General features: G+C 50.4%; 20 protein-coding genes. 13 read left to right on the top strand and 7 right to left on the bottom strand.

Features of this window, described 5'->3' with window-relative positions; translation table 11 throughout:
- Positions 1 to 53: 53 nt before the first annotated feature.
- Genes FMR86_RS10545 through FMR86_RS20745 form a run of 3 tightly spaced genes read left to right on the top strand, consistent with a single transcriptional unit; the run spans position 54 to position 1,817 of the window.
- Positions 54 to 947, top strand: a complete 894-nt coding sequence (locus FMR86_RS10545; RefSeq protein WP_163351195.1) for a glycyl-radical enzyme activating protein — start codon at positions 54 to 56, stop codon at positions 945 to 947.
- A gap of 23 nt (positions 948 to 970) precedes the next feature.
- Positions 971 to 1,498: a C-GCAxxG-C-C family protein gene (locus FMR86_RS10550; protein ID WP_163351197.1), complete on the top strand. Its 528-nt coding sequence runs from the start codon at positions 971 to 973 to the stop codon at positions 1,496 to 1,498.
- Positions 1,499 to 1,523: 25 nt separating this feature from the next.
- Complete coding sequence (locus FMR86_RS20745; protein ID WP_163351200.1) at positions 1,524 to 1,817, top strand: ErpA-related iron-sulfur cluster insertion protein; 294 nt, start codon at positions 1,524 to 1,526, stop codon at positions 1,815 to 1,817.
- A 79-nt stretch (positions 1,818 to 1,896) separates the two neighbouring features.
- Here the strand turns inward: FMR86_RS20745 and FMR86_RS10560 are convergent, their stop codons facing one another.
- The gene (locus FMR86_RS10560; protein WP_163351202.1) at positions 1,897 to 2,160 is read right to left on the bottom strand and encodes a type II toxin-antitoxin system RelE/ParE family toxin; all 264 of its coding nucleotides are present in this window, start codon (positions 2,158 to 2,160) and stop codon (positions 1,897 to 1,899) included.
- Positions 2,144 to 2,368, bottom strand: a complete 225-nt coding sequence (locus FMR86_RS10565; RefSeq protein ID WP_163351204.1) for a DUF6290 family protein — start codon at positions 2,366 to 2,368, stop codon at positions 2,144 to 2,146. The genes FMR86_RS10560 and FMR86_RS10565 overlap by 17 nt, the downstream gene beginning before the upstream one ends.
- Positions 2,369 to 2,756: 388 nt before the next feature.
- Between FMR86_RS10565 and FMR86_RS10570 the strand changes: the two genes are divergently transcribed.
- On the top strand, positions 2,757 to 5,237 hold the full coding sequence (locus FMR86_RS10570; RefSeq protein WP_163351206.1) for a glycyl radical protein: 2,481 nt from the start codon (positions 2,757 to 2,759) through the stop codon (positions 5,235 to 5,237).
- 343 nt (positions 5,238 to 5,580) lie between these two features.
- A complete protein-coding gene (locus FMR86_RS10575; RefSeq protein WP_163351208.1) occupies positions 5,581 to 6,513 on the top strand; it encodes a glycyl-radical enzyme activating protein in 933 nt (310 codons plus the stop codon).
- Between the two features lie 384 nt (positions 6,514 to 6,897).
- On the opposite strand, the gene FMR86_RS10580 is transcribed toward FMR86_RS10575, so the two are convergent.
- The 3 genes from FMR86_RS10580 to FMR86_RS10590 form a co-directional block, all read right to left on the bottom strand.
- Positions 6,898 to 8,082, bottom strand: coding sequence for a mechanosensitive ion channel family protein (locus tag FMR86_RS10580; RefSeq protein ID WP_203544847.1), 1,185 nt, complete (start codon positions 8,080 to 8,082; stop codon positions 6,898 to 6,900).
- A gap of 82 nt (positions 8,083 to 8,164) precedes the next feature.
- The gene (locus tag FMR86_RS10585) at positions 8,165 to 9,604 is read right to left on the bottom strand and encodes a sigma-54-dependent Fis family transcriptional regulator (protein ID WP_163351209.1); all 1,440 of its coding nucleotides are present in this window, start codon (positions 9,602 to 9,604) and stop codon (positions 8,165 to 8,167) included.
- A gap of 17 nt (positions 9,605 to 9,621) precedes the next feature.
- Positions 9,622 to 10,347, bottom strand: a complete 726-nt coding sequence (locus tag FMR86_RS10590) for a sulfite exporter TauE/SafE family protein (protein WP_163351211.1) — start codon at positions 10,345 to 10,347, stop codon at positions 9,622 to 9,624.
- Between the two features lie 103 nt (positions 10,348 to 10,450).
- Here FMR86_RS10590 and FMR86_RS10595 point away from each other — a divergent pair, with 103 nt between their 5' ends.
- From FMR86_RS10595 to FMR86_RS10610, 4 genes are all read left to right on the top strand, one after another.
- Positions 10,451 to 11,290 carry an amidohydrolase family protein gene (locus tag FMR86_RS10595; protein ID WP_163351213.1) on the top strand — a complete coding sequence of 280 codons (840 nt, stop codon included), beginning with the start codon at positions 10,451 to 10,453 and terminating at the stop codon, positions 11,288 to 11,290.
- A 531-nt stretch (positions 11,291 to 11,821) separates the two neighbouring features.
- On the top strand, positions 11,822 to 12,940 hold the full coding sequence (locus tag FMR86_RS10600) for a TRAP transporter substrate-binding protein (RefSeq protein ID WP_163351215.1): 1,119 nt from the start codon (positions 11,822 to 11,824) through the stop codon (positions 12,938 to 12,940).
- A gap of 82 nt (positions 12,941 to 13,022) precedes the next feature.
- Positions 13,023 to 13,640: a TRAP transporter small permease subunit gene (locus tag FMR86_RS10605; protein WP_163351217.1), complete on the top strand. Its 618-nt coding sequence runs from the start codon at positions 13,023 to 13,025 to the stop codon at positions 13,638 to 13,640.
- Between the two features lie 9 nt (positions 13,641 to 13,649).
- Positions 13,650 to 14,969 (top strand): TRAP transporter large permease subunit, encoded by a 1,320-nt coding sequence (locus FMR86_RS10610; RefSeq protein ID WP_163351219.1) that lies wholly within the window; start codon positions 13,650 to 13,652, stop codon positions 14,967 to 14,969.
- Between the two features lie 181 nt (positions 14,970 to 15,150).
- On the opposite strand, the gene FMR86_RS10615 is transcribed toward FMR86_RS10610, so the two are convergent.
- A complete protein-coding gene (locus FMR86_RS10615; protein WP_163351221.1) occupies positions 15,151 to 16,773 on the bottom strand; it encodes a tetratricopeptide repeat protein in 1,623 nt (540 codons plus the stop codon).
- Positions 16,773 to 18,059: a hypothetical protein gene (locus tag FMR86_RS10620; RefSeq protein ID WP_163351223.1), complete on the bottom strand. Its 1,287-nt coding sequence runs from the start codon at positions 18,057 to 18,059 to the stop codon at positions 16,773 to 16,775. Before FMR86_RS10620 ends, FMR86_RS10615 begins: the two co-directional genes overlap by 1 nt.
- A gap of 237 nt (positions 18,060 to 18,296) precedes the next feature.
- On the opposite strand from FMR86_RS10620, the gene FMR86_RS10625 reads away from it, so the two are divergent.
- From FMR86_RS10625 to FMR86_RS10640, 4 genes are read left to right on the top strand one after another with little or no spacing between them, the layout of a single operon-like run.
- Positions 18,297 to 19,922 (top strand): TolC family protein, encoded by a 1,626-nt coding sequence (locus FMR86_RS10625; protein ID WP_163351225.1) that lies wholly within the window; start codon positions 18,297 to 18,299, stop codon positions 19,920 to 19,922.
- An 8-nt stretch (positions 19,923 to 19,930) separates the two neighbouring features.
- A complete protein-coding gene (locus FMR86_RS10630) occupies positions 19,931 to 21,679 on the top strand; it encodes a PAS domain S-box protein (protein ID WP_163351227.1) in 1,749 nt (582 codons plus the stop codon).
- Entirely contained in the window at positions 21,679 to 22,347 is a 669-nt protein-coding gene (locus FMR86_RS10635) for an ABC transporter ATP-binding protein (RefSeq protein WP_163351229.1), read from the top strand. The genes FMR86_RS10630 and FMR86_RS10635 overlap by 1 nt, the downstream gene beginning before the upstream one ends.
- Positions 22,344 to 23,519: an ABC transporter permease gene (locus tag FMR86_RS10640; protein ID WP_163351231.1), complete on the top strand. Its 1,176-nt coding sequence runs from the start codon at positions 22,344 to 22,346 to the stop codon at positions 23,517 to 23,519. Before FMR86_RS10635 ends, FMR86_RS10640 begins: the two co-directional genes overlap by 4 nt.
- Positions 23,520 to 23,528 lie beyond the last annotated feature (9 nt).

Consider the following 23,528-nt stretch of genomic DNA (forward strand, 5'->3'; position numbering starts at 1 on the left):
TTAAATAATAAAAGGGGAGAGCGCTTCGCGCTCTCCCCTCTCTCGGAGCTACTATGTCACAAGGCATGATTTATAATATTCAGCGTATGTCGCTCCATGACGGTCCGGGCCTGCGTACAACTGTATTTTTAAAAGGCTGCCCGCTAACCTGCTTGTGGTGCAGCAACCCGGAATCGCAGCAGGTCAAACCGCAGCTGATGTGCTTTACTGAGCTGTGCACCGCATGCGGAACCTGCTCCGAAGTCTGTCCCAGCGATGCCGTTATCGAGATTGACGGCAAGTTCGGCTGCGACAGCGACAAATGCACCAGCTGCGGAACATGTACTGAAAAATGCGCAGGTAAAGCCCGTGAAATTTCCGGCAGGACCATGACCGTTGAGGAAGTCATGAAAGAAGTGCGCAAGGATTCGCTCTTCTACGATAACTCCGGCGGCGGGGTGACCTTCGGCGGCGGCGAACCTACCTCCGGCGGGCAGTTCTTCCTTGATATGGTCGAGGCTGCGGTGAATGAAGGCATCCACGTAACAGTTGATACCTGCGGCTACTGCCCGGAAGAACGTTTCGACAGGACCATCGAACTTGCGGACCTGTTCCTCTTTGACTGTAAACACATGAACCCGGAAGAGCATAAAAAACTGACCGGGGTGGATAACAAAATCATCCTGCGCAACTTGGGCGCGGCCCTTTCTTCCAACAAGGAAGTACGGGTGCGCATGCCGCTCATGCCGGATATGAACGATTCCGAAGAAAACATCGCGGCCATGGCAAAGTTCCTGAAGGGATACGGACACGACAAGGTGGAAGTCATGCCCTGCCATGCTTTCGGACGCAACAAATACGCCGCCCTTGGCTGGGAATACAAAATGGACCGCGAATACACCCCACAGCAGCTGGATGAAGTTTTCAAACGTTTCGCTGACCACGGCCTGAAAACCGAGATCATCTAAATATTTTTTAACGGCGCAATAAAATGAACTGCTCACTGACTGAAAAGCTGATCTGCGAAGCCGGCGGACGCGAAGCAAAGGAACTATACGGCAGCGATGCCATGTGCTGCTCCGAAGCTGTGCTCTGGGTCATCAACCGCCAGTTCCATGGCGGCTTGAGCAAAGAAACGGCTGTTGCGCTGAGTAAAGGTTTCTGCGGCGGCATCGGTGACGCGGGCTGTGTCTGCGGCGCGCTGTCCGGCGCGGTCATGGGTTTGTCCCTGATCCTCGGCAAAAGACCACTCCCCGCTGACGAGGATCAGGTGCGCTCCCTTTGCAAAGAACTGCACGACCGCTTTCTTGCAGAACACGGCAGTGTCTGCTGCCGGACCTTGAGCCGGGACCGGGACCCCGATTCAGAATCAAAAGGCGTCTGCCTGACTTATGTGCAGTCCGCAGCTGCGATCTGCACCGGACTGCTCCTTAATCCGGCATCTGCTGGACTTTCTGATGAGCAAAAGACCGGACCATATATAAATGAATCAACAGCGGAACAGACCGCTTTGATATAACCGAAACCATTAATGGAGAGAGAATATGTTTAACGTTACCGTTCCCGAAGAGATGCTTGAAAAGCTCCGGGACATGCTTGAAGACGAAGATGAAGAGTCCTGTGTACGCCTCCGTGAATATAAGGTAGGCGGCGGCTGACACGCTAAAATAGTGCTCGGTCTGGGCATTGACGAAGCGGATGAAGACGAAGACGTGCAGGTTGAAGTAAGTGATGTTCCTTTCATCGCCGAAGAAGACTTCCTCACCAAATACGGCAAAGATTTTTCCCTTGTTTTCAATGAAAACAAGGAAGTTGTACTCACTGCGCTCAGTGCGTAAAGAGCTCCATCACCATACCCTTTAGCGAAGTACCCCTTTCGCTGCGAATCCCCCTGCAAACTCCCTTGCGGGGGGATTTTTAATGTCCACCGTATATATTACGCCGGTGTCCGGCTTCAACAACAAGAACAAGCAACTTTTCGTCTTCAAGTTTTGTCAACACCCGGTAATTTCCAACCCGGTAACGCCAATATCCTGCAAGGTTACCGACCAGCCCTTTCCCCTGATCTCTAGGATTCTCCGGCAGGTTGTCCATGTAATCAACAATGCGCAGGGCTGTTTGTTTATCCAGCTTACGTAAGCTCTTCTTGGCCCGTGCGGTATATTCAACCTTCCAAGCCAAGGTCTTTTCTCACTTCTGCGCTGGTAAATGTTTTCTTGCCGCTCTCCAGATGTTCTTCATATGCCTGAACTGCAAGCAGGTGATCTTCTTTATCTTCAAGAAAACTTATAATCGCTTTCTTAGCGTAATAAGACTTGGTGCGCCCGGTCTTTTCAGCAAGCTGAGTCAACTTCTGTTCAATTTCTTCAGGTAATCTTACGGATAACATTTGAGTATCCTCCTTGTCATACATGTAAGTCTTGTATGACAGATGGTCAAGATTTCATAATTCAATAGGGATTAATTCCGACAATTTCACAACGGGCATGCCCCGGTTGCAAAACAACAACCACCCAAATGCCGTTGCAAAACTGCACAAAGTAATTACTCCCCGTTTTACTTGAATAAACCGGGTTTGACTCCATTCTGTTTCCGAATTGCAACGCAACCCATTTTCCCCTCAGATCGACCTCAAAAACACGCCTCCATAAAAATACAATATTTACAAACACTTACCTAGGGTGTCGATTTTGGCACACTCCATGCTCAAGGGAAAAGTAATTCGCCCACAATTGTGGTCAAAATTTTTCCACAGTAAACATAGAAGGAGAATCCAAATGGAATGTTGTCGTTCACCTCATGAGCAGATGCTCGAAGATAAAATCGCAGGTAAAACCAACCCTTACCGCGAGACACACAAGCGTGTTTTCAAAATCCTCGACACCATCGAGAACCAGAAGCCCGCAATTGATGTAGAGCGTGCTCTTTACTTCACCAAGTCCATGGAACAGACCGAAGGCCAGCCCCTGATCCTGCGCTGGGCTAAAGCAATGAAGAACGTTGCTGAAAACATCACTGTATACATTGATGATGACAACCTCCTCTGCGGCCGCGCCGGCTACCCCGGTCGTTACGGTATCCTCTACCCCGAACTGGACGGTGACTTCCTCGACATGGCTGTTGAAGAACTGCCCAAGCGTTCCGGTTCTCCCTTCTCCATTACTGAAGAAGACGCTAAGACCGTTATCGAAGAAATCGCTCCTTTCTGGAAAGGCAAGACCTACCACGAAGCTCTGAACCAGGCTCTGCCCGAAGAAGTACACACCCTGACCTACGATGATCCTGAAGGTCTGATCTCCCGCTTCATCGTCAACGAAACTTCTTCCTTCCGCTCCTCCCTGCAATGGGTTCACGATTTCGAAAAGATCCTCAAGCGTGGTTTCGGCGGCATCCGTGCTGAAGCACAGGAAAGACTCGACAACATCGATACTTTCTCCCCCAAAGCCAACACCAAGGAAATTCCTTTCCTCGAAGCTATCGTAATGATCTGCGACGCTGTTGTCCTCTGGGCCAACCGCCACGCTGATCTCGCTGAAGCAAAAGCTAAAGAAGAGAAAGATCCTACCCGCAAAGCTGAACTGGAAACCATGGCTGCTGTTTGCCGCAAGGTTCCCGAACAGCCTGCTACCAACTTTCACGAAGCAGTACAGTCCCAGTGGTTCACCCAGATGTTCTCCCGTCTTGAGCAGAAGACCGGTACCATCATCTCCAACGGCCGCATGGACCAGTACCTCTACCCCTACTACGAGCAGGACGTTGAAGCAGGTATCCTTGACGAAGACAAGGCTATCGAATTCATCGAGTGCATGTACGTAGGCATGGCTCAGTTCATCGACCTCTACATCTCCCCTCAGGGCGGCGCATTCAACGAAGGCTACGCACACTGGGAAGCTGTTACCGTCGGTGGTCAGACCAAGGACGGCGTTGATGCTACTAACGATCTCACCTACCTGTTCCTGCGTTCCAAGCGTGAGTTCCCGCATCACTACCCCGACCTCGCTGCACGTATCCATGCACGTTCCCCCGAGCGTTTCCTCGCTGAAGTTGCTGAAACCATCAAAGAAGGTTCCGGTTTCCCGAAACTGATCAACGATGAAGAAGTAATTCCCCTGCACCTCTCCAAAGGCGCAAAATTCGAGGAAATCTACGACTACGCTGTATCCGGCTGCGCAGAAATCAGAATGCCCAACCGCGACACCTACACTTCCGGTAACCCCTACATCAACTTCGCAGCAGCGGTTGAGATGGTTCTTTACAACGGAAAGATGCAGAAATACGGCGACAAGCAGCTCTCCATCGCAACCGGCGATCCCTGCTCCTTCAAGACCTGGGATGAGTTCTACGATGCTTACAAAGCACAGCACAATAACTTCCTGAAGAACGCTTTCGTTCAGCAGGCCAACGTTATCCGTCTGCGTAAGAACCACTTCGCAACACCTTTCGGCTCCGCAATGCATGACCTGTGCATGGAAAGCTGCACCGACCTGCACCAGCCCGACGTACCCGGCGGAATCGACCTCGGTTACTTCGAATTCATGGGCCTCGGTACTGTTGTTGACTCCCTCGTTGCCATCAAGAAACTCGTCTTCGAAGACAAGGTTCTGACCATGGAACAGGTTATCGAAGCTTGTAAAGCAAACTTCGAAGGCCACGAAGACGTTCGCGCAATGCTCCAGAACATCCCCTGCTACGGCAACAACGATCCTTACCCGGATTCCATTGCCAAGGAACTGGACGAACTCTGCGTATCTTTCGCACAGAAATACCAGATGGAACTCGGCGTACACCTCGACGTTCGTTACGTGCCCTTCACTTCCCACGTACCTTTCGGCAAGGTTGTATCCGCTACTCCTAACGGCCGCTACGCATTCACCCCGCTTTCCGACGGTTCCTCCGCATCCCACGGTGCAGACAGAAACGGTCCCACCGCGGTTATGCTCTCCAACTACACCACCAAGAACTTCAACTACCGTGAACGTGCAGCACGTCTGGTAAACATCAAGTTCACCCCCAAGTGCGTGGAAGGAGAAGAAGGCACCAAGAAGCTGGTAGACTTCATCCGCACCTACTGCGACCTGCGCCTCTGGCACATCCAGTTCAACGTAGTTAACGCGGACACTCTGAAGAAAGCTCAGGAAAACCCCGAGCAGTACCGCAACCTGATCGTTCGTATCGCCGGTTACTCCGCATACTTCTGCGACCTCTCCAAGGATCTGCAGGACGACCTGATCAGAAGAACCGCACACGAAACCATCTAGTAGCTTAAAGATAATCAACACCCTTTAAGGCCTCATCGTGAGTCCGGTCGGCGGGCTGATCCTCCTCAGCCCGCCGACTTTTTTAAAAGCAATATGCCTCCGGCGGCTCAAACCCTTTTGATTCACCACTTCCTGTGGTTCACCCCTTCGGGGCGTTGCCTTACAGGAAACGTCCAAATCCGCTTTCCTGCGGATTTGTGGCAAAAGGGTTTAAGAATCCCAAAACCTTTTAGTTGGCTTCGCAGCTGCGCTGGCAAAACTGGTGTTAATCCGGCACCTGAATCACTTCCTTCTAATTTTCTTGTCCGTCGTAAAGGCAACCTCGGGCTAAAAGGCAGACACAATGAGTTCTCTTCTTGATAAAAAGCAGACCGGCATAGTTTTCAGCGTCCAGAAATATTCCGTTCACGACGGTCCCGGCATCAGGACTCTCGTATTCCTGAAGGGCTGTCCTCTGCGTTGCGCATGGTGTTCCAACCCCGAATCACAAAATTTCCAGCCCGAACTGGCCTACAACCGCAACAAGTGTCTCGGCATTGATAAATGTACCCGCTGTGTGGATCACTGTTCTTCCGGTGCCATCACTTTCGGCGAAGATGAAAAAATAGATCTTGATCACGATCTTGCCAAAAATGAGCTGCATCTCGCCAAGGCCTGCCCCGGCAATGCCATCATTGTATACGGTGAAGAACAGAGCGTGGACAAAGTGCTCAAACGTGTTGAGGAAGATGAGATGTTCTACGCCCGTTCCGGCGGAGGCATGACCCTTTCCGGCGGTGAGCCTTTCGCCCAGCACGATTACGCACTTTCCCTGCTCCGCGAAGCACGCCGCCGTCACATCAACACCGCTGTGGAAACCTGCGGCGCAGCCAGCTGGGATACCATTGAAGCCTGCATGCCCTACGTGAACACCCTCATGTACGACATCAAATCCATGGATGACGCCAAGCACAAAGAATTCACCGGGGCTTCCAACAAACCGATTCTTGAAAACCTGAAAAAGATCAGGGAACATTTCCCCAAGGTCAAAATCAGGGTCCGCACCCCCGTCATTCCCGGCTTCAATGACACAGAAAAAGACATCATGGATATCATCGATTTCGTATCCAGTCTTCCCGGTGAAAAATGCGAATACGAAGCACTGGAATACCACCGCATGGGCCAGCCCAAATACGAAAATCTGGGCCGTGATTTCCCCCTTGATGCTTCCATGCAGCTTGACGGGGAAGTGTTCGCCAAAATCAAGGTTCTGGTGGACAAATACAATAATTTTTAACCCGTGGTTAATGGGAGCGGATGCGTTGTGGTTTGTGGATTTGAGTGCAATCGAATCATCTTTGGCTCGCATCCGCTCCTATTTTAGACTGGCTGACCGCCATCTCCGGTTAAGTACGGGTTAGTCTTTCCACTCTGCAGCACCACGGGATGTTCCCGGACCATCCCTTCACGTTCCCTGTATTCGGGAACATCCCGGCAGAGTTTTTTTTTAATTTAAGAATGCATAACCAGCAGACTTAAAGGTCGGCATACCAAATGGACCCCGCAACAAACGTTACGGGGTCCATTTTTTAAGTTACTGGTTGCTTATAAAAATACCCCCGCAGATTTGTCTCTGCGGGGGTATTTTTTTGGGGTCTGTTAAACAATAGTCTTTTGCCGCCTATTTCTTCTCCGGCACAACAAAATTCTCAGCAGCAACACCGGGCACTGTCTCCACATAAATAGACTGCGAGGGAAATGCGAAGCCGGTCCCGGCCTCAACTTCGACTATATCTTTGATGCGGTATGCAAGGTCTTCCCTTATCTTCAGCCATGCCAGCCAATCGGTGGTCTTGGTGAATGCGTAGAGCTGAAAATCTATGGAAGAATCCCCGAACTGGACCACACGCATGAAAGTTGAAACCTCAGGAGGATGCGCGAAGTCGTCACTGCCCAGAATATATTCCATGACCCGTTCCTGAATCAGCTTCAACTGTTCTGTGGAAGTGCGATACTCCACGCCGATATTCCAGAGTATGCGGCGATGGGTCATCTTGGAAAAATTGATCAGGCAGTTGTCGGAAAGGGCGGAGTTCGGCACATAAACAGGGGCCTTATCAAAACGGCGTATCCGCGTGGAACGAAACCCGATGAACTCAACTGTTCCATCGACCTTACCATCGACAGTGATCCAGTCCCCCACGTCAAAACGGCTTTCGGCGATGATGGAAATCCCGGCAATAATATTCTGAAAAAGATCCTTGGCACCCAGCGCGACAGCCACACTGAAAAGTCCCAGCCCGGTGAGGATAGGCCCGATATCAATACCGAAAAGCTCAAGAATGCTCGCCACACCCATAAGGATGACAAGAAACTTGACCAGCTTGATCAGCCAGTCCACCAGAGACGGGGTCAACACCTTCTCAAGCTTACGGAAAATTTTGGTGGCCACGGAAACAAGATTAAAGGCAGACCAGAAAATTACGAATAGAATTAGAGCCTTAACAACGGTATTGGTGAACGTCTCTACAGGCAGAGGCAGATCCAGACATTGATCCGCAAAGAACAGCCCCAGCACTACCGGAATAAAACGGACAGGTTCTGCAAGGGCTTTAAGGACGCTGGCTCCGCCCTGAGTCTCATGCTTTTCCAGCATGTTCTTCAAGCGGTTCATGGTGAACTTGGTCAGGAACCGGCGCAGGATTATGAAGAACAGGAAGACACCGACAGCCTGTCCGATGTTGATCAGACTGATTCCCGGTATGCCGTTCTGCCAGACATCCAGTCCCATTTCCTGAATACGTTCAAACCAGTCGAACAGAGTCGGTGCATTCACTTCAGATGCTTGTTGCGTTGCATTATCCATAGCAGGTCCCGCCTTTAAATTTTGTATAATTTACGCCTAGACCTTAGCAGAGAAGAAAAAGCTGTCAATGCAACAAAAAAAACTACTTCCCGTCCACCTCAACCCCGGCCTTCTTCAGCTTCCGGAAAACAGTTGTCCGGTTAACATTCAAAGCCTTGGCCGCCTTGGGGATGGAGCCGTGAATCTTCACCGCGTTGAGCAGGACCTGTGTTTCAAACTCGGCCATGATTTCCTTGAGGTCCTTGCCCCCGTAGCCGTCCATATTCAGTTCAAGACCATGTGAAACCTTGGAAACCGCACTTTTCTCGATCATGGCGGTGGGCAGGTTTTCGATCTGGATCAGGTTGTTGTCACAGGTCACCACGAGACTGTGAATCAGGTTTTCAAGTTCACGGATGTTACCCGGCCAGCGGTAGTTGAGCATGACCTCTTCGGCGTAGGCGGAAAGGCGGACCTGCCTTTTGTAGCGTGTATTGAACTGCTTGAGGAAGAACCTGATGATGGCGTGCAGATCCTCTCCCCGGTCGCGCAGGGGCGGAATGTTGATGACCGCAACCTGCAAGCGGTAAAAAAGGTCGCTGCGGAAGTTACCGTTTTTGACTTCTTCTTCAAGATTGCGGTTGGTGGCGGCGATGACCCGCACATCAATCTTGCGGGTTTTGGTGGCCCCCACCCGCTGGATTTCACCGTCCTGCAATACGCGCAGCAGCTTGCCCTGCATGGGCATGGGCAGTTCCCCGATCTCATCGAGAAACAGGGTGCCTTTATCAGCCATTTCAAAAAGCCCCAGCTTGCCTTTGGAATCAGCCCCGGAGAATGCTCCGGGCGCGTAACCGAAAAGTTCCGACTCGATCAGGTTTTCAGGAATACAGGTGCAATCGACCTTGAAAAATGAATTGTTCTTGCGCCCGCTGTTGTCGTGCATCTCACGGGCCATCACGTCCTTACCTACCCCGGTTTCTCCGAGATAAAGGGCCGTTGCATCAGTTGTGGCCACCCGGTGAACCTGCGCGAAAAGATCTTTCATGACCTTGCTCTGCGGGGCAAGATACAAGGTCTCGGACTTCTGGTTGATGCCGTGCTGATATTTATCAATAAGCTGACGCTGAGCCGCAACCTGATCCTTGAGCTGTGAAATGAGCGCGATGTCACGCACGTAGGTGACCACCAGCTCCACATCTTCATCATAATCAAAAATGGGATGGGCGGTGAGCACGACCTTGCGACCCTTTCCGGTAACCTGCACAGTGGTAGAGCTTTTCTTTGTCTCAACCACTTCAGAGTTAAGGACCACGTCAAAAACGCCTTCACTGACCAGATCCTTGACATTACGCCCCAGAAGATCACGGGATTCCAGCCCGGTCAGATTCTCATACATGGTGTTCACAGCCAGCGTCTCCCCGTCCTTATCGGAGATGTACAGCCCGTCACTCATGGTATCAAAGACCTGACAAAGATAATTTGAAATTACGTACTTGTATTTCTGGGAAATTCTTTTGGGGTAAGCTTCATCATATTTCATAATTGAAATCCTGTTGCTTAAATGCAGGAATAAAGAATGGAACTGCCTGCAAACAAAATCAAGGCCAGCAGAACCTTGCGGCTGGTCTCTTTTCTGAAGTTACGGGAGCAGCGGATGCCCACCCAGCCGCCGAAAAGAGCGGCAGGTCCGGCAGCCAGAAAATAGGCCAGAGTCTGCATATTTTGCAAGCCTGCAGCCATCTGACCGGAAAGTATGGCGAATCCGGTCAAAATAAAACAGGCACCCAACGTGCCTTTGGCCGCGTCCGCAGTCCAGCCGGACATGGCCGTGTATACCCCCAGCGGAGGACCGTTGAATCCGAAGGCCGAACCGAAAAAAGTTGAAAGGGTTCCGGCCAAAAGTCCCCAGCGGGAATCAATCCCTCCCGGCCCGCTCTTTTCCAGAAACAGGGCATAGACGGCATAGCAGATCAAAAAAATCGCCATGAGCATCTTCAGGGTCTCATTGGGCAGGGAGCTGATAAGATAAACACCGGCCACGGTACCGACAATCCCGCCCAGAAAAATATAACGCAGGTCGATCCACTGGATATATTGCCTGAAATTCCAGCCCAGTTGCAGATTCAGGCTGAGCACAATCAAAGTCGAGCTGGGAACCGCCACGTTCATGGGGATGAACGGGACCACCATGGGCATGGCCACCATGGCCGCGCCCAGCCCTGCAATATGGTTGACTACCCCGGCAATGAACCATGCTGCTACGTATATTAATAGATCTTCCATTTCTTTTTTCTAGCAATTTTTATGCAAGCCGCTCAGCTTGGCATCATGCTTGCTCAAAGAGGGTTACTTAATTTCGCATTAATACTTTTTAAGGAGTAACCAAATGAACGTTATCGATTTCAGATTCAGACCCAATACCCCCGAAGTTATCAACGGCATTGCCAACAGCGCAATGTTCAAGGATCTCTGTGAAGCAATTGAATTCCACAAGCAGAAGCCCGAACCTTTTGAAGACATCATCAAAGGTCTGGACGAGAACAACGTGGTCAAGGCTGTAATCACCGGCCGCGACTGCGAAACCACCTACGCATCCATGGCCAACGGCAACGGGGCTGTGCTTGATTTCTGCCAGAAAGCACCTGAAAAGTTCATCGGTTACTGGGGCATCGATCCGCATAAAGGCATGGACGCAATCCGCGACCTGCAGAAGGCGGTAACTGAAAACGACTCCATCCGCGGTGCTGCCGTAGACCCGTACCTCGCCAAGATCTACCCCAATGATGCCAAGTACTACCCGGTTTACGCCAAGTGCTGTGAACTTGAGATCCCCATCATTTTCACCACCGGAACCGCAAGCTTTGTGCCCGGCGCGGTCATCGACCACGTAGCCCCCCGCTACATCGACTTCGTAGCCCGCGACTTCCCGGAACTCAAAATCATCATGAGTCACGGCGGCTACCCCTGGGTCAACGAAGCGATCATCGTAACCCAGCGTAATAAAAACGTATACATGGAAATTTCCGAATACGAACTCTGGCCTCAGGCAGAAGCATACATGCAGGCAGCCAACACCATCATCGGCGAGAAGCTCATGTACGCTTCCGCACACCCCTTCATCGACTACCGTGAACAGCTTGAAAAGTACGCAAACCTGCCTTTCGAAAAAGATGTTTACGAGAACGTTATGTACAACAACGCAGCAAGAGTTCTCGGCCTTAAATAGTTCCGCAAAGGACCTCACTACCCGCAACTGCTCTAAGCAGTTAACCCCCGGAAAAACACCTTTCCGGGGGTTTTTCTTTGTCATTTCAAACACATAAACATCCGGTGCATTTCTGCAACCCGGTGCATTTCTGCAACCCGGTGCATTTCTGCAACGACTATACGGTATCCCTTAGAAATTCAAGCAGATATTAAGAAGTGCCTTCACTTCGCCTGAATCCCGGTTGCCATTTTGCAACAAACGTTTACAACTGGAAACATGTCCGTTATCCAGCAACCATCTTTTCGCTTTTGAACATTATTTACTGTTTCCCTTCACTGTGCCGGACAATACGTTTGTTAAGAACAGGTAACACGGCTATAAGATAATTTAACATGCAGCGCAGAACGCAGCCAAAGCGTGAGCGAGCACTCATGGCACAGCAATTGCTCTACAGCCCAGTATCGCCCGGCTGTACACACCGGACGAGGTGACGGACCTCAAATGAGGGGTAGGCTCTTAACCGTAACTATTTAAACGTAGGATGAGGCAATGACTAAATTTAAATTTCTCGCAGTAGCAGTCCTGATGACTCTGCTGACTGCTCAGGCTGCCTTTGCTGCCAAGTATGAACTGAAACTGCAGACCGCAGTGCCCAGTTCCAGCATGTACTTCAAGACCATGAAACGTCTTGGTGATCGCATCGAGACTCTCTCCAACGGCGAAATCAAAGTTGACGTCTACGCAGACGGCGCCATCGTTAAAGCATTCGAAATCATTGACGCTGTTTCCGAAGGCATCATCAACGGCGGTCAGGCCTGGACCCACTACTGGTCCGGCAAGCACCCCGCAGGTCTTCTCTTTGCTGCTCCCACCGCAGGTCTCGGTAAAGGTCTCGACCAGCGTTCCCTCCTTTCCTGGGCTTGGGAAGGTGACGGTAACCAGCTCCTGAACCAGTACTACCAGAAAGAACTGGGTTACGATATCGTTGCATGGCTGGCTATGCCCATGGGTCCCGAACCTTTCGGTTGGTTCCCCAAGCAGGTTAAAGATATGGCCGACCTCCGCACCATGAAGTTCAGGGCCCCCCCCGGAATCCCCGCTGAGACCTTCAACTCCATCAAAATGCCTGTTGTATCCATGCCCGGTTCCGAAATCGTTCCCTCCGCACAGCGCGGCGTTATCGATGCAGCTGAATGGATCTCCCCCGCAGACGATGCTCTCCTCGGCCTTGCTGATGTATGGAAGCACTACTACCTGCAGGGTCTCCACCAGGCTCTGTCCATCGGTGACATCTACATCAACAAAGACTGGTTCGAAGCTCTGCCCAAACACCTGCAGGCTGTAATCAACGTATCCATGAAGGCTACCGTTGCCGACCAGATCGTAATGAACGTTTCCCTGAACTCTCAGGCTCTGAAAGAACTCGTTACCGAGAAAGGTGTAGTTCTGGAAGAAACCCCTGACGAATACTTCGCTGAATACGGCGCAGCAGTACCCACCATCCTCGCGAAATACGCCAAGAAGAACGAATTCTTCAATCAGGTTCTGGGTTCCCTCAACGACTGGGCTGACATGACCGTTCCTTACACCGTAAAGGTGAACGGCCTCTACTACAAGATGGGTAAAACCGCCATGGACAGCGGTGCTACCACCAACTTCAAGAAGTAAGTAGTAAAACATCCGATACAGGGCCGTGGACGGCAATTTCCACGGCCCTTTTTAAATAACCATAAGTCTAAGCGAGGTCATCGTGCAGGCCAACACCTCTGCGCCCACCAACCTGACGCCTCCGCCGAAAGCGGATAAAATCGTCAAGACGCTCGACAAGATCAGCGATGTCTGGGGTAAACTTGCCTCCTATCTGGTCGCTCCCATGCTTGTCGCACTCGTCTACGAAGTCGTCTCCAGATATTTTTTCAATGCCCCGACCATCTGGGCGGGTGACGTAGCACTTATCTGTTACGGTATCTATTTCATGATCGGTTCGCCGTACTGCCTCAAGGAAGGCATGCATATCCGGACCGACTTCCTTTACTCCCGCTGGTCCATCAAGACCAAGGGACTCGTGGATTTCATCACCTATCTGGTGCTGTACATCCCGACCCACATTGTCTTTCTGGAAATCGGCTGGAAGTACTTCTACAAGTCCTTCAAGCACAACGAAGTTATTATCTCCAGTCCCTGGATGCCTATCATCTGGCCCATGAAGCTTGCGATTCCCGTGAGCCTCGCGCTGATGATCCTGCAGGGTGTTTCTGAAACCATCAAAGCTTACTACGCATGGCGTGATGAAGCCTCCTACTGGGGCTCTTACGATGACCACGACGAGGTCTCCGAGTGCCAGGCTGTAAACCTTGACGAAGTGTAGGTGATCGACATGGAATATACTCAATTACTCGGGGTTTTATCCCTTTTCGGCCTGATCGCCGCCTTCTGCACCGGCTTCCCCATCACCTTTACCATGATGTTTATCGGTCTGGTATTCGGTTACGCGGGCATGGGCAAACTTGTTTTCTACCTCATGAACCTGCAGTTCTATCAGGTAATGAGTGACCCGGTTCTCGGCGCAATTCCCTTCTTTCTAGTCATGGGATACATACTAGAGGGAGCGGGGCTAATGGATGGATTGTTCCGGTCAATCCAGAAACTCATGGCTCCGATCCCGGGTTCCCTGTACGTCGCTATTGTTATCACCGCGACCATCTTCGCAGCTGCCACCGGTATTGTCGGCTCCTCCATTACCCTCCTGTGCGTAATGGCTGCCCCGGCCATGGCCCGAAGTAATTACGATACCCGAATGGGTGCAGGTGCCATCGCCGCAGGTGGTACGCTGGGGATTCTGATTCCGCCCAGTATTATGCTGGTCGTCATGGGCCCCATCATCGGTGTTCCCGTTACCGACCTCTTTGCTGGCGCTGTTATCCCCGGCATGCTGCTCTCCGGTATCTACGTAGTATACGTACTGGTCCGCTGCTTCCTGAACCCCAAGCTTGGACCGCCGCTCCCGAAAGAACTGCGTGCTGAGTCCATCCCCGCACTGCTCATTGAGATCGTCAAGGGTGTTGTACCCCTGATTCTGCTCATCGGTGCGACCCTCGGCTCCATTCTGGCCGGTATGGCAACCCCCACCGAAGCATCCGCATGCGGTGCCCTTGGTGCCCTGCTGCTGGTCATCGGTTACGGCAAGTTCGACTGGAAAAAGCTTCAGGGTGCCCTGTACTCTTCCATCAAGCTTTCCGCCATGATTCTGGTCATGATCGCTGCGTCCAACTTCTTCGGCTCAGTGTTCTCCCGTCTCGGCGGTGCAGACTGGCTCTCCAGCCTGCTCATCAACATGAACCTGCCCCCGTACGCAATGATCGGTATGATCATGGCCATGGTCTTCCTGCTCGGCTGGGCCATGGAATGGGTACCCATCGTACTTATCGTACTGCCCATCGTTATGCCCACAGTGCGCGCACTCGGCATCGATCCGCTCTGGTTCGCAATCATCTACGCAGTAACCCTGCAGACCTCATGGCTCACCCCGCCTGTTGCGCTGTCCTGTTACTTCATTAAAGGATGTATCCCCAGCTGGAAGCTCGGAGACATCTACCGCGGCATGTTCCAGTTCATCGCATGTCAGGTTGTGGGTATCGCCCTCATCCTCATGTTCCCCGAACTGGTTACCTGGCTGCCCTCCATCGTGAACAAATAAAATTCACTATGCTGGACAAACCCCAATCTGTGCGCACAAGCAGTGCTGCTAACCGGGGATAGTGGATAAGTTCCATAGTCAAATTAAAAGCCCTGCAAGTCTGAGAGGATTTGCAGGGCTTTCTTGTATGTGGTGGTTGGGTGAATGTTTGATGGAATAAGAGAATATTAAGAACGGGGAGTTATTTGGAATCTTTGTCGTTGTTTTCTTCGGGGAGGGGGTTGGCGGCGGCGTAGGCTTCCATTTCAGATATCAACATATTCGTTTCTTCTGCTTCTGAATAATTCATCAATTCCTTAAAATTTTTAAGTGCTTCATGAAGCAATGGCAAACCATCTTCATATCGACCACTATAACACAAAACTTCGCCAAGCAACCGACCGACAAATGCCTTACCATCACGATCACCACTATCATTAACTATCCCAAAAGCCTTTTCTAAAAAAGGTAAAGCATCAGAACCTTTTTGGTAAAAAACAATCTGTGCAATATCAAAAAGTGTAATTGCACAATTCTGTAGATCCCCTATCTTTTCATAAAACTTCAACTGCTCCTTGTGTATCCGCAATGCTTCGTCGACCATCCCTTTTTCAGTCAAGATACGCCCAATATCTCTACGGACACCAGCACTACTTATCGATTCTCCAAGAGAATCAAAAATACTCAGACGCTCTTCATGCACCTGTAAGGCTTCATCAATTCGATTTTTATTTTTATAAATCCTTGCAATATCTCCTAAAGTAACTGCTCGCTCCCTAGTATCATTAATTTTTAAAAACTCTTCTATCTGTCTTTCATGCAACCTTAATGCATCATCATCTTGTCCTTTATCACTCAAAATCCTAGCCATTTCACCTAAGATTATTGCACACTCTCTATTACCCCCTATCGCTTGCCATTTTAAATACGCCTCCTTAAATAAACTCTCTGCACGCTCAGTCTCGCCGATTTTTCTCTCAACTCTAGCAAGAGTGGTCAGAAAAGCAGCCACAAAATCAGCATCATCTTGATCTGACTCAAGAGCAATATCTAAACCTTGCTCTGAAATACTTGCTGCAAGGGAATAATCATAGTCTAAAAATGCCATTTCACTCATGTCGTAAAGAGCTTTCAACTTATTATTACTCTCTCCCATCTCCTCCGCCAAGCCAACAGCACCCTCAAAAACCTCAATAGCCTCATCCCACCGATAGAGCTTTCCAAGGCAATCCCCCAAATCCATCAAAACCTTAAATCGCTCTTCGTCATCCAAGCCCAAGCCAAGCCGGGATTTCAGAAACTCTACACGGTTCGACAAATACTTCTCATCAGCAAATTCAGGCTCGTATTCACCTCGGTCCATGAATGGTCTTTCTGGATTAGGAATCTTTATACGCAAGGAGGCAAAATCATAAAAATCGAGGGCATAACGAAGGATCAGATCAACAAAATAGGACGGAAAGAAAAAAACAAGCAGCTTATCTAAATTATCCAACTTCTCACGGGCCATATTAAAACTTCGAAGCATCCTGATTTCTTCTTCACGATCACCTTTAGCGAGGCCGCTCATATTCAGGACGCAAAAGACCTTAGCTTCAGAAAAATCCTTTACGGCTGACTCAATAAAATTTGCCGGACGAAAATCGTCCGGCATATATTCAAGGTCAATGGAAACAATCTTTTTAGAAATTAATTCCGTTTCAAGGAAGGAAACGCAATTGTTCTGAGACCTTCGGTCATTAACTTCAACAATAACAAAACCAGAATCAGCATTCTCGAGATAATCTACGACCTTCTCTAATTCCTGAAACCTATCGGGATACATTATTTTATCTCGCCCTTACCCTTAAGATAATCTTCTACTGCTGGATGCAATCCACACCAACGGTCACCGTTGTATTCGATTACTGCGAGACAGCTAAGCATTTCTTTGAGGCTATCGTCCTGTAAAGGTTTCTTGTCTTCACTTTCATATAAATCTTTCAATGCTACAAGGTGCTTACGTTCAATACAGCGTTCAAAATCACTGCGCATTTTCACATAAGCCTTTTGAGCAGATTCCACAGTGATTGATGTGGACTTCCTATCTTGACTACGCTCAGTCAATGCGGCGTCCTGAACCATTTTAAGAATCAATCGGATCGCCCCGCCAGACTTTTCAATTATTAGATCAAGAGCTTCGTCATTAATCAAAGAAAGATCAAACCTGCGTTCCAGCAAGTCCTTCAAAGTATTACGACCTTCTTCATATGGTGTATGTTCTTTTGTATTCACCTTAATCATACTTAGTAAGACTGCATGATCAAAAGATTCTTCAATAGCACGAAATTTTTCAGAATAATGCAGAAAGATAGGGAAAGTATAAACTACATGTAAATTGAAACTGGTTAAAACCTTGCTGTGATTAAGGAACAGGTTTTCAGCGACTTCAATATCCAATTTATCAAGGTCTTCAATAATCAACAGCATTGTTCTGTCATTATTGCCATATTTGCTTGAAATATCAGCGATCAAATCATTTGTATCTTGTATCAGGCGACTTATCTTCGGCTCAACATATCTTCTGACGGTCTCCTTTGATTCATTCCCAGTCTTAAAAATACCACCTATATGTGTAGTCAAAAGCCCCAGTAAACCTCCTTTGACTTCAACACCGCCACTGATTTCATTTTTTGAAAAACTAATGTCCTCGAGAAGTGTCTCTCCATGCCAATACGAAACCAAATTATCCAATACAGTTTGATCGACTTCGATTTCATCATCAATAGCGGATTCATAAAGTTTGGAAAGAATGATGAATAAAACGTCAATGTGCTGAAGGCTATTCCCATCAGCCTCATCAAGAATAGAAAACTTTATAACCTTGAACTCATCTCCAAGCTCTTTTTCAACCCGGTAAAGTTCTGTAGATTTCCCTGAACCACGATGCCCCATAAAAAGAACCTTTTGAGGGTCATCAACATTCATAGAAAAATAGTCACAAAGCTGAAAAGCAATGTTGGCCCCTCTTGCATCGTCAGTCTCTACAAAAAAAGAATCATAACTATCGCCCTGCAAGGGACTGGTCTTGGTGACACGCAGCAGCTGCCCTAAATCTTTTGCTTTTTCCATTTCCGGCTCCTGAAAATATAAAAATAACTGCGAAAACAAAAAACCGCAGAAATATATCATGGTTAGTGTGCTCTTTTATATGCGTGGGCACAAGCGCAGTCAAGCAAGCCTGAGGATCATACTACTTAACACCCCTGCAACCCTTCCCGCCTTTACGAAAAAGCGGATTAATATTAAGTTACCGCAGTATTTTTATAAAAAGGCACCCCATAAACATAATATTTACCTGCTGCACCCATGAACCTGACTGCCAAGCTGCTACGGAAAACACCAATCGCTTTAGTGCTGCTGATACTTTGCGCCTTGTGCGTTGCAGCACCGGTTCATGCGCAGAACGGAACAGGAGCAGCGGCAAACAACTCCACCCTGACCCTCTCCATGGATGAGGTGGTAAAGCTGACCATCCGTAACAACTCCAATGTAGCCACCAACTACCTGCAACGCGTTACTCAAAAATTCGATCTTGAACAGGCTGAAGCCAAATTCGAACCGGTCATCAATATTGACGGCACCTTCAATGCTGAAGCCTTTCAGCGGAACATGCATATTTCCGATAACGGCACCCAGTCCCCGGCATCGAAATGGGATGCCGGAGGCAAGGCGACCATCAGCCAGAAGATTCCCACCGGGGGAACGCTCTCGTTCGTCTGGGACAACAACTACTCTGAAAACAAAGCGGGGACATTGTCCTACGACGGAGATACCAACGTTACCCGTGAGAAATCATACACCCGGCAGGCCACTTCTGAATGGCGGGTGGAACTGACCCAGCCGCTGCTTAAAGGAGCGGGCATAGATTACAACATGGCCTCCATCCGGCTGGCCCGTATTACTGACAAACGCAACATCCTTTCCCTGCGTGACAACCTCAGCCAGCTGATCAACAGCGGGCTCAACCTCTACTTCACCTTCAAACAGGCCAAGGAAAACCTTGAAATCCAGCGGCAGGCCCTTGAACGTTCGGAACGGTTGCTGGAAGTCAACAAATTCAAACAGAAAATGGGCCGCATGGCCGCCAGTGACGTGGTTCAGGCTGAAGCAGACGTGGCATCAAGCAGGCTCTCCCTTGAAGAAGCCCGGAACAGTGTTGATGAAGCCCGGCGCAACCTGCTCAACCACCTTGAGATGGACCCCAATCTTGAAATCGAACCGGTGGAAGATAAAATACGGGATGTGGAACCTGATTACGACCGTTGCATGCAGGTGGCCCTGAAAAACAACCAGGCTTACATGGGCAGTGTTTTCAGTGTATCAGAAGCGGATATCAACGCCATGATGGCCTCAAACGACCGCATGTGGGAACTGAACCTGAAAACAGGATACGGCCAAACCCATACTGAAAAAAATTCTTACACAGCATCCACAAATGAAGACGAGCTCTCCGCCGGGGTGGAACTGAAAGCCCCCATAAATCTGTGGGGTGATGATCTTCTGGACCGTAAAAAAGCCCTGCTCACCGCCGAGGTAAATAAACGCACGACCCGGCTGGAACTGAAGCGGGCCAAAACCAACCTGCAGACCGAAGTTGCAAATGCGGTGCGCAATGTCAGGATGCGCTGGAAGATGATCCAACTGGCCAGGAAAAATACCGAGCTCAAGGCCCTGCAGCTGCAAAACGAAAACACCAAACTCATGGTCGGACGAACCACCAACTTCGAGGTGGTCTCCTACCAGAACCAGCTTGTGCAGGCCCAGCTCTCGGAAACCTCAATGCACCATGCCTATGTACAAGCCCTGCTGACCCTTGACCAGTTGCTGGGCACGACCATGGAAACATGGGATGTTGAATTCAAACATGACGACAAACAACTTGAAGACAACATAAACGACCGGATCCGTCCTCAGGTCTGGACCTGGTGGTAGGAAATATCATGGATAAAATGCTCATCAAGCCCTTCAGGGAAACAATCTTTCAGGTCATGAATGACGGGGTCATGATCCTTAATGACAAGGGAACTGTAACCGGAGCCAACCCCGCAGTGGCAAAAATACTGGGCGTCTCCGGGGATGATCTTGAAGGCATGCCGCTCATGGCTGTTGTTCCCCCGGTGGAGGAAAATGACGAGTTCATGCAGACCCTGCTGGACTCGGTCTACAAAGACTGCATGATCAGCAACCGGGCCACCCCGTACCACAAGGAAAACGGGGAAAAAATTTATCTCTCGGTCAGCGTATCCCGGCTGAAAGACAAAGAGGGCGGGGTCGGCGGAGCGGTGCTGGTCCTGCGCGATGTCACCGAGATCGAAAAACTGCGTCAGGAAGAACGGCAGCTCAATCAGGAATTGACCCGGGCCATGCGCGATGCCGAGGAATCCAACAAGGCCTTGAAAACATCACTTACCCAAGGCAAGAAAGTCCGGGTCATGCTCATTGCGGCGGTATTCTGCTTTTTCAGCGCACTGGGGGCTTACTTCTGGCTCAACCCGGTTGATCTGGAAATTCCGGCCGGCCTCCAATCCACTAAAACCAATGCTGAAACAACGGACTTTCAAAGCATGAAAGTCACCCCGCGCCCCTTTTCACGGTCCATCTCCCTTTCCGGGGTGGTCGCCCCTCTGGAAGAGCTGACCCTTGTGGCCCCGTTCAACGGGATTATTACCAAGACCGACTTTTATTACGGGGAACGCATCCCCCGCAACCAGACCATCCTCACACTGGACACCTCGGAAATCGCCAGCAAAATGCGCTCGGCATTCACCGAATACATTAAGGCCCGCAAAAAATTCTACGAACTGACCCACTGGAAAAACACTTCCGAAGTGCTTAAGGCCCGCCGTGAACTGGAACAGGCCCGGCGGACCCTGAACAGCTCCAAAGCAAAAGCCGAAGAAGATAAAATGCTCTTTGATAAAGGCATCATCCCCCGAAACCAGTATGACAGCACCTTTCAGGAACTGAAAAGCAACGAATCACGGCTGGTCTCCGCTAAGGAAAATTACCGCGACGTACTTAATAAAGGGGACAAGGAATATCTGGAAATCGCCCGCATGGAACTGGCCAATGCCGAAACCAACTACGAATCCCTGAAGGCCAAAATGGCCAAGGCCATGGTCGCGGCTCCTGTTTCCGGGGTGGCCCTGCGGCCCAATGCAAAAAACACCGATGCCAAGGAAATTACCAGCGGCATGAGCGTTACCGAAGGCCAGCCCCTGCTCTCCATTGCCAGCCTTGAAGGTCTGTCCATTTCCGCCAAAGTGGACGAACTGAACATCAACAGCCTCAAGCTGGGCCAGCCGGTAACAGTCACCGGGGATGCCTTCCCGGACCATCGCCTCAAGGGTGAAATCGCCCTGATTTCCTCACAGGCGGGAGGAGAAGGCAAGGTGCCTACCTTTGAAACCACCATCCGTTTGCCGCACCTGCCAAAGGATATCGGCAAGAACGTGCGCATCGGCATGACCGCCAACATGCAGGTTGAAACATACGCCAACAAAAAAGCACTCATGGTTCCTTTTTCGGCCATCAACAGGTCCGGAGGACAAACCTTCCTGCGGGTAAAAGAAACGGACGGTTCTGTGCACGATGTAGAGGTCCAGACCGGATACACCACCATAAATGAGGTGGAAATCGTCTCCGGAATCAAGCCGGGCACGACCATCCTGCTCATGGAAGGCATGTGATGATCAGCATTGAGGACGTCCATAAATCATATCGGCTCGGCTCCGTTGACGTAGAAGTGCTCAAAGGGGTCAACCTGAATGTGGATGAAGGAGAGCTTGTGGCCATCCTCGGATCATCCGGGTGCGGTAAATCCACGCTCATGAATATCCTCGGCTTTCTGGACCAGCCATCTTCCGGTGTATACCGTTTCAACGACCAACTTGCCGACAAACTCTCCGATGACGAACTTTCCACCATCCGAAATAAAGAGATCGGCTTTGTCTTCCAGCAGTTCCATCTGCTGCCCAAGCTGACCGCCCTTGATAACGTCTGCTTGCCCCTGCTTTACCGGGGAGTGCCTAAAAAAGAGCGGGTGCAACTGGCCCATGAAATGCTGACCAAAGTCGGCATGGGTGAACGCGGCGACCACCGCCCCAACGAACTTTCCGGCGGCCAGCAGCAGAGGGTGGCCATTGCCCGCGCCCTGTGCGGCGGGCCTTCGCTGATTCTGGCCGATGAACCTACCGGTGCACTTGATACAGCCACGGGCAAGGAGATCATGGACCTTTTCCTGAGCCTCAACAAAGAAGACGGCATCACCGTGGTCATCATCACCCATGACCCCGGACTGGCAAAACGGTGCAAGCGTTCCATCCGCATGCGCGACGGTATACTGGAGGGCGCATGATCTTAGGGGAAAACATCAAGGAATCATTCCGTTCGCTCATGGGTGCCAAACAGCGTTCCATTCTGGCCCTGATCGGCATTGTCATCGGCATCGGCTCGGTCATCGCCATGGTTACCGTGGGCCAGATTGTGGAAAACGAAGTCATCCGCCAGTTCAAAGAAATGGGGACCGATATCTGTTCTGTGCAGCTTGACGGCGGCAACTTCCAAGATCGGCAGAGTTTCAGTCTGGAAAACGTGCTCAAGATTCCGCAAGGCTGTCCGACTATCCGTACTGTTTCGCCCTATGTTTCCATGTACGCGGACCTGAAGTTTTCCGGCAAAAGAACCAGCAGCCCGGCACTGGGCGTGACTGAGCAGTTCGCAAAGCTCTACAAGGTCCCCATAAGCAAAGGACGGTTCATTTCCGATCTGGACGGTAATTCCGCATTCTGTGTGCTGGGCAGCAGCAAGGTGGAATGGCTGAAGGAAAACGGGGTTAACGATCCGGTGGGCAAACAGGTCATTTTTGATGACCGCATTTTCACCGTGGTCGGTACCGCAGCAGCGGTTCCCATGGGCACATTCACGCCCTACGAGATCAACGAAGGGATCATGGTTCCCATCAAGACCGCCCTGCGCAGTCAGGACCGCCCGACCATAAACACCTTCGGAGCCAGAATGCAGGAAAGCGGCATCAGCGAACTGGCAACCGAACAAATGAAAAGATATTTCAAGCTCACGGCCAAAAAAGAAATCAGGGTCACCAGCGCGGAAGAACTGGTCGCCCAGATGAAAAAACAGATGCGTATGTTCACCGCCCTGCTGGGAGCCATCGGCTCCATCTCACTTATTGTGGGCGGAGTGGGTGTCATGAACGTGATGCTGGTTTCGGTTTCCGAGCGAAAGAAAGAGATCGGCATCCGCCGGGCCATCGGTGCCAAAGGTAGAGATATCCAGTTCCAGTTTTTGGTGGAATCCATCATCCTTTCATTCATAGGCGGCATGCTCGGCACCGGACTGGGGGTGGGGGCCACGGCCATCATCTGCAACTTTGCCAACTGGGAATTCTTTGTTTCCGAAGAGGCAATCTTCCTCGGCGTAGGCGTTTCCGCCGCCGTGGGAATCTTCTTCGGTTACTACCCGGCCCGGCAGGCATCAGCACTCAGCCCCATTGATGCACTGCGCTCCTGATTGCCTGCG

The sequence above is a fragment of the Desulfovibrio sp. JC010 genome, from assembly GCF_010470675.1.
Lineage (GTDB): Bacteria > Desulfobacterota > Desulfovibrionia > Desulfovibrionales > Desulfovibrionaceae > Maridesulfovibrio.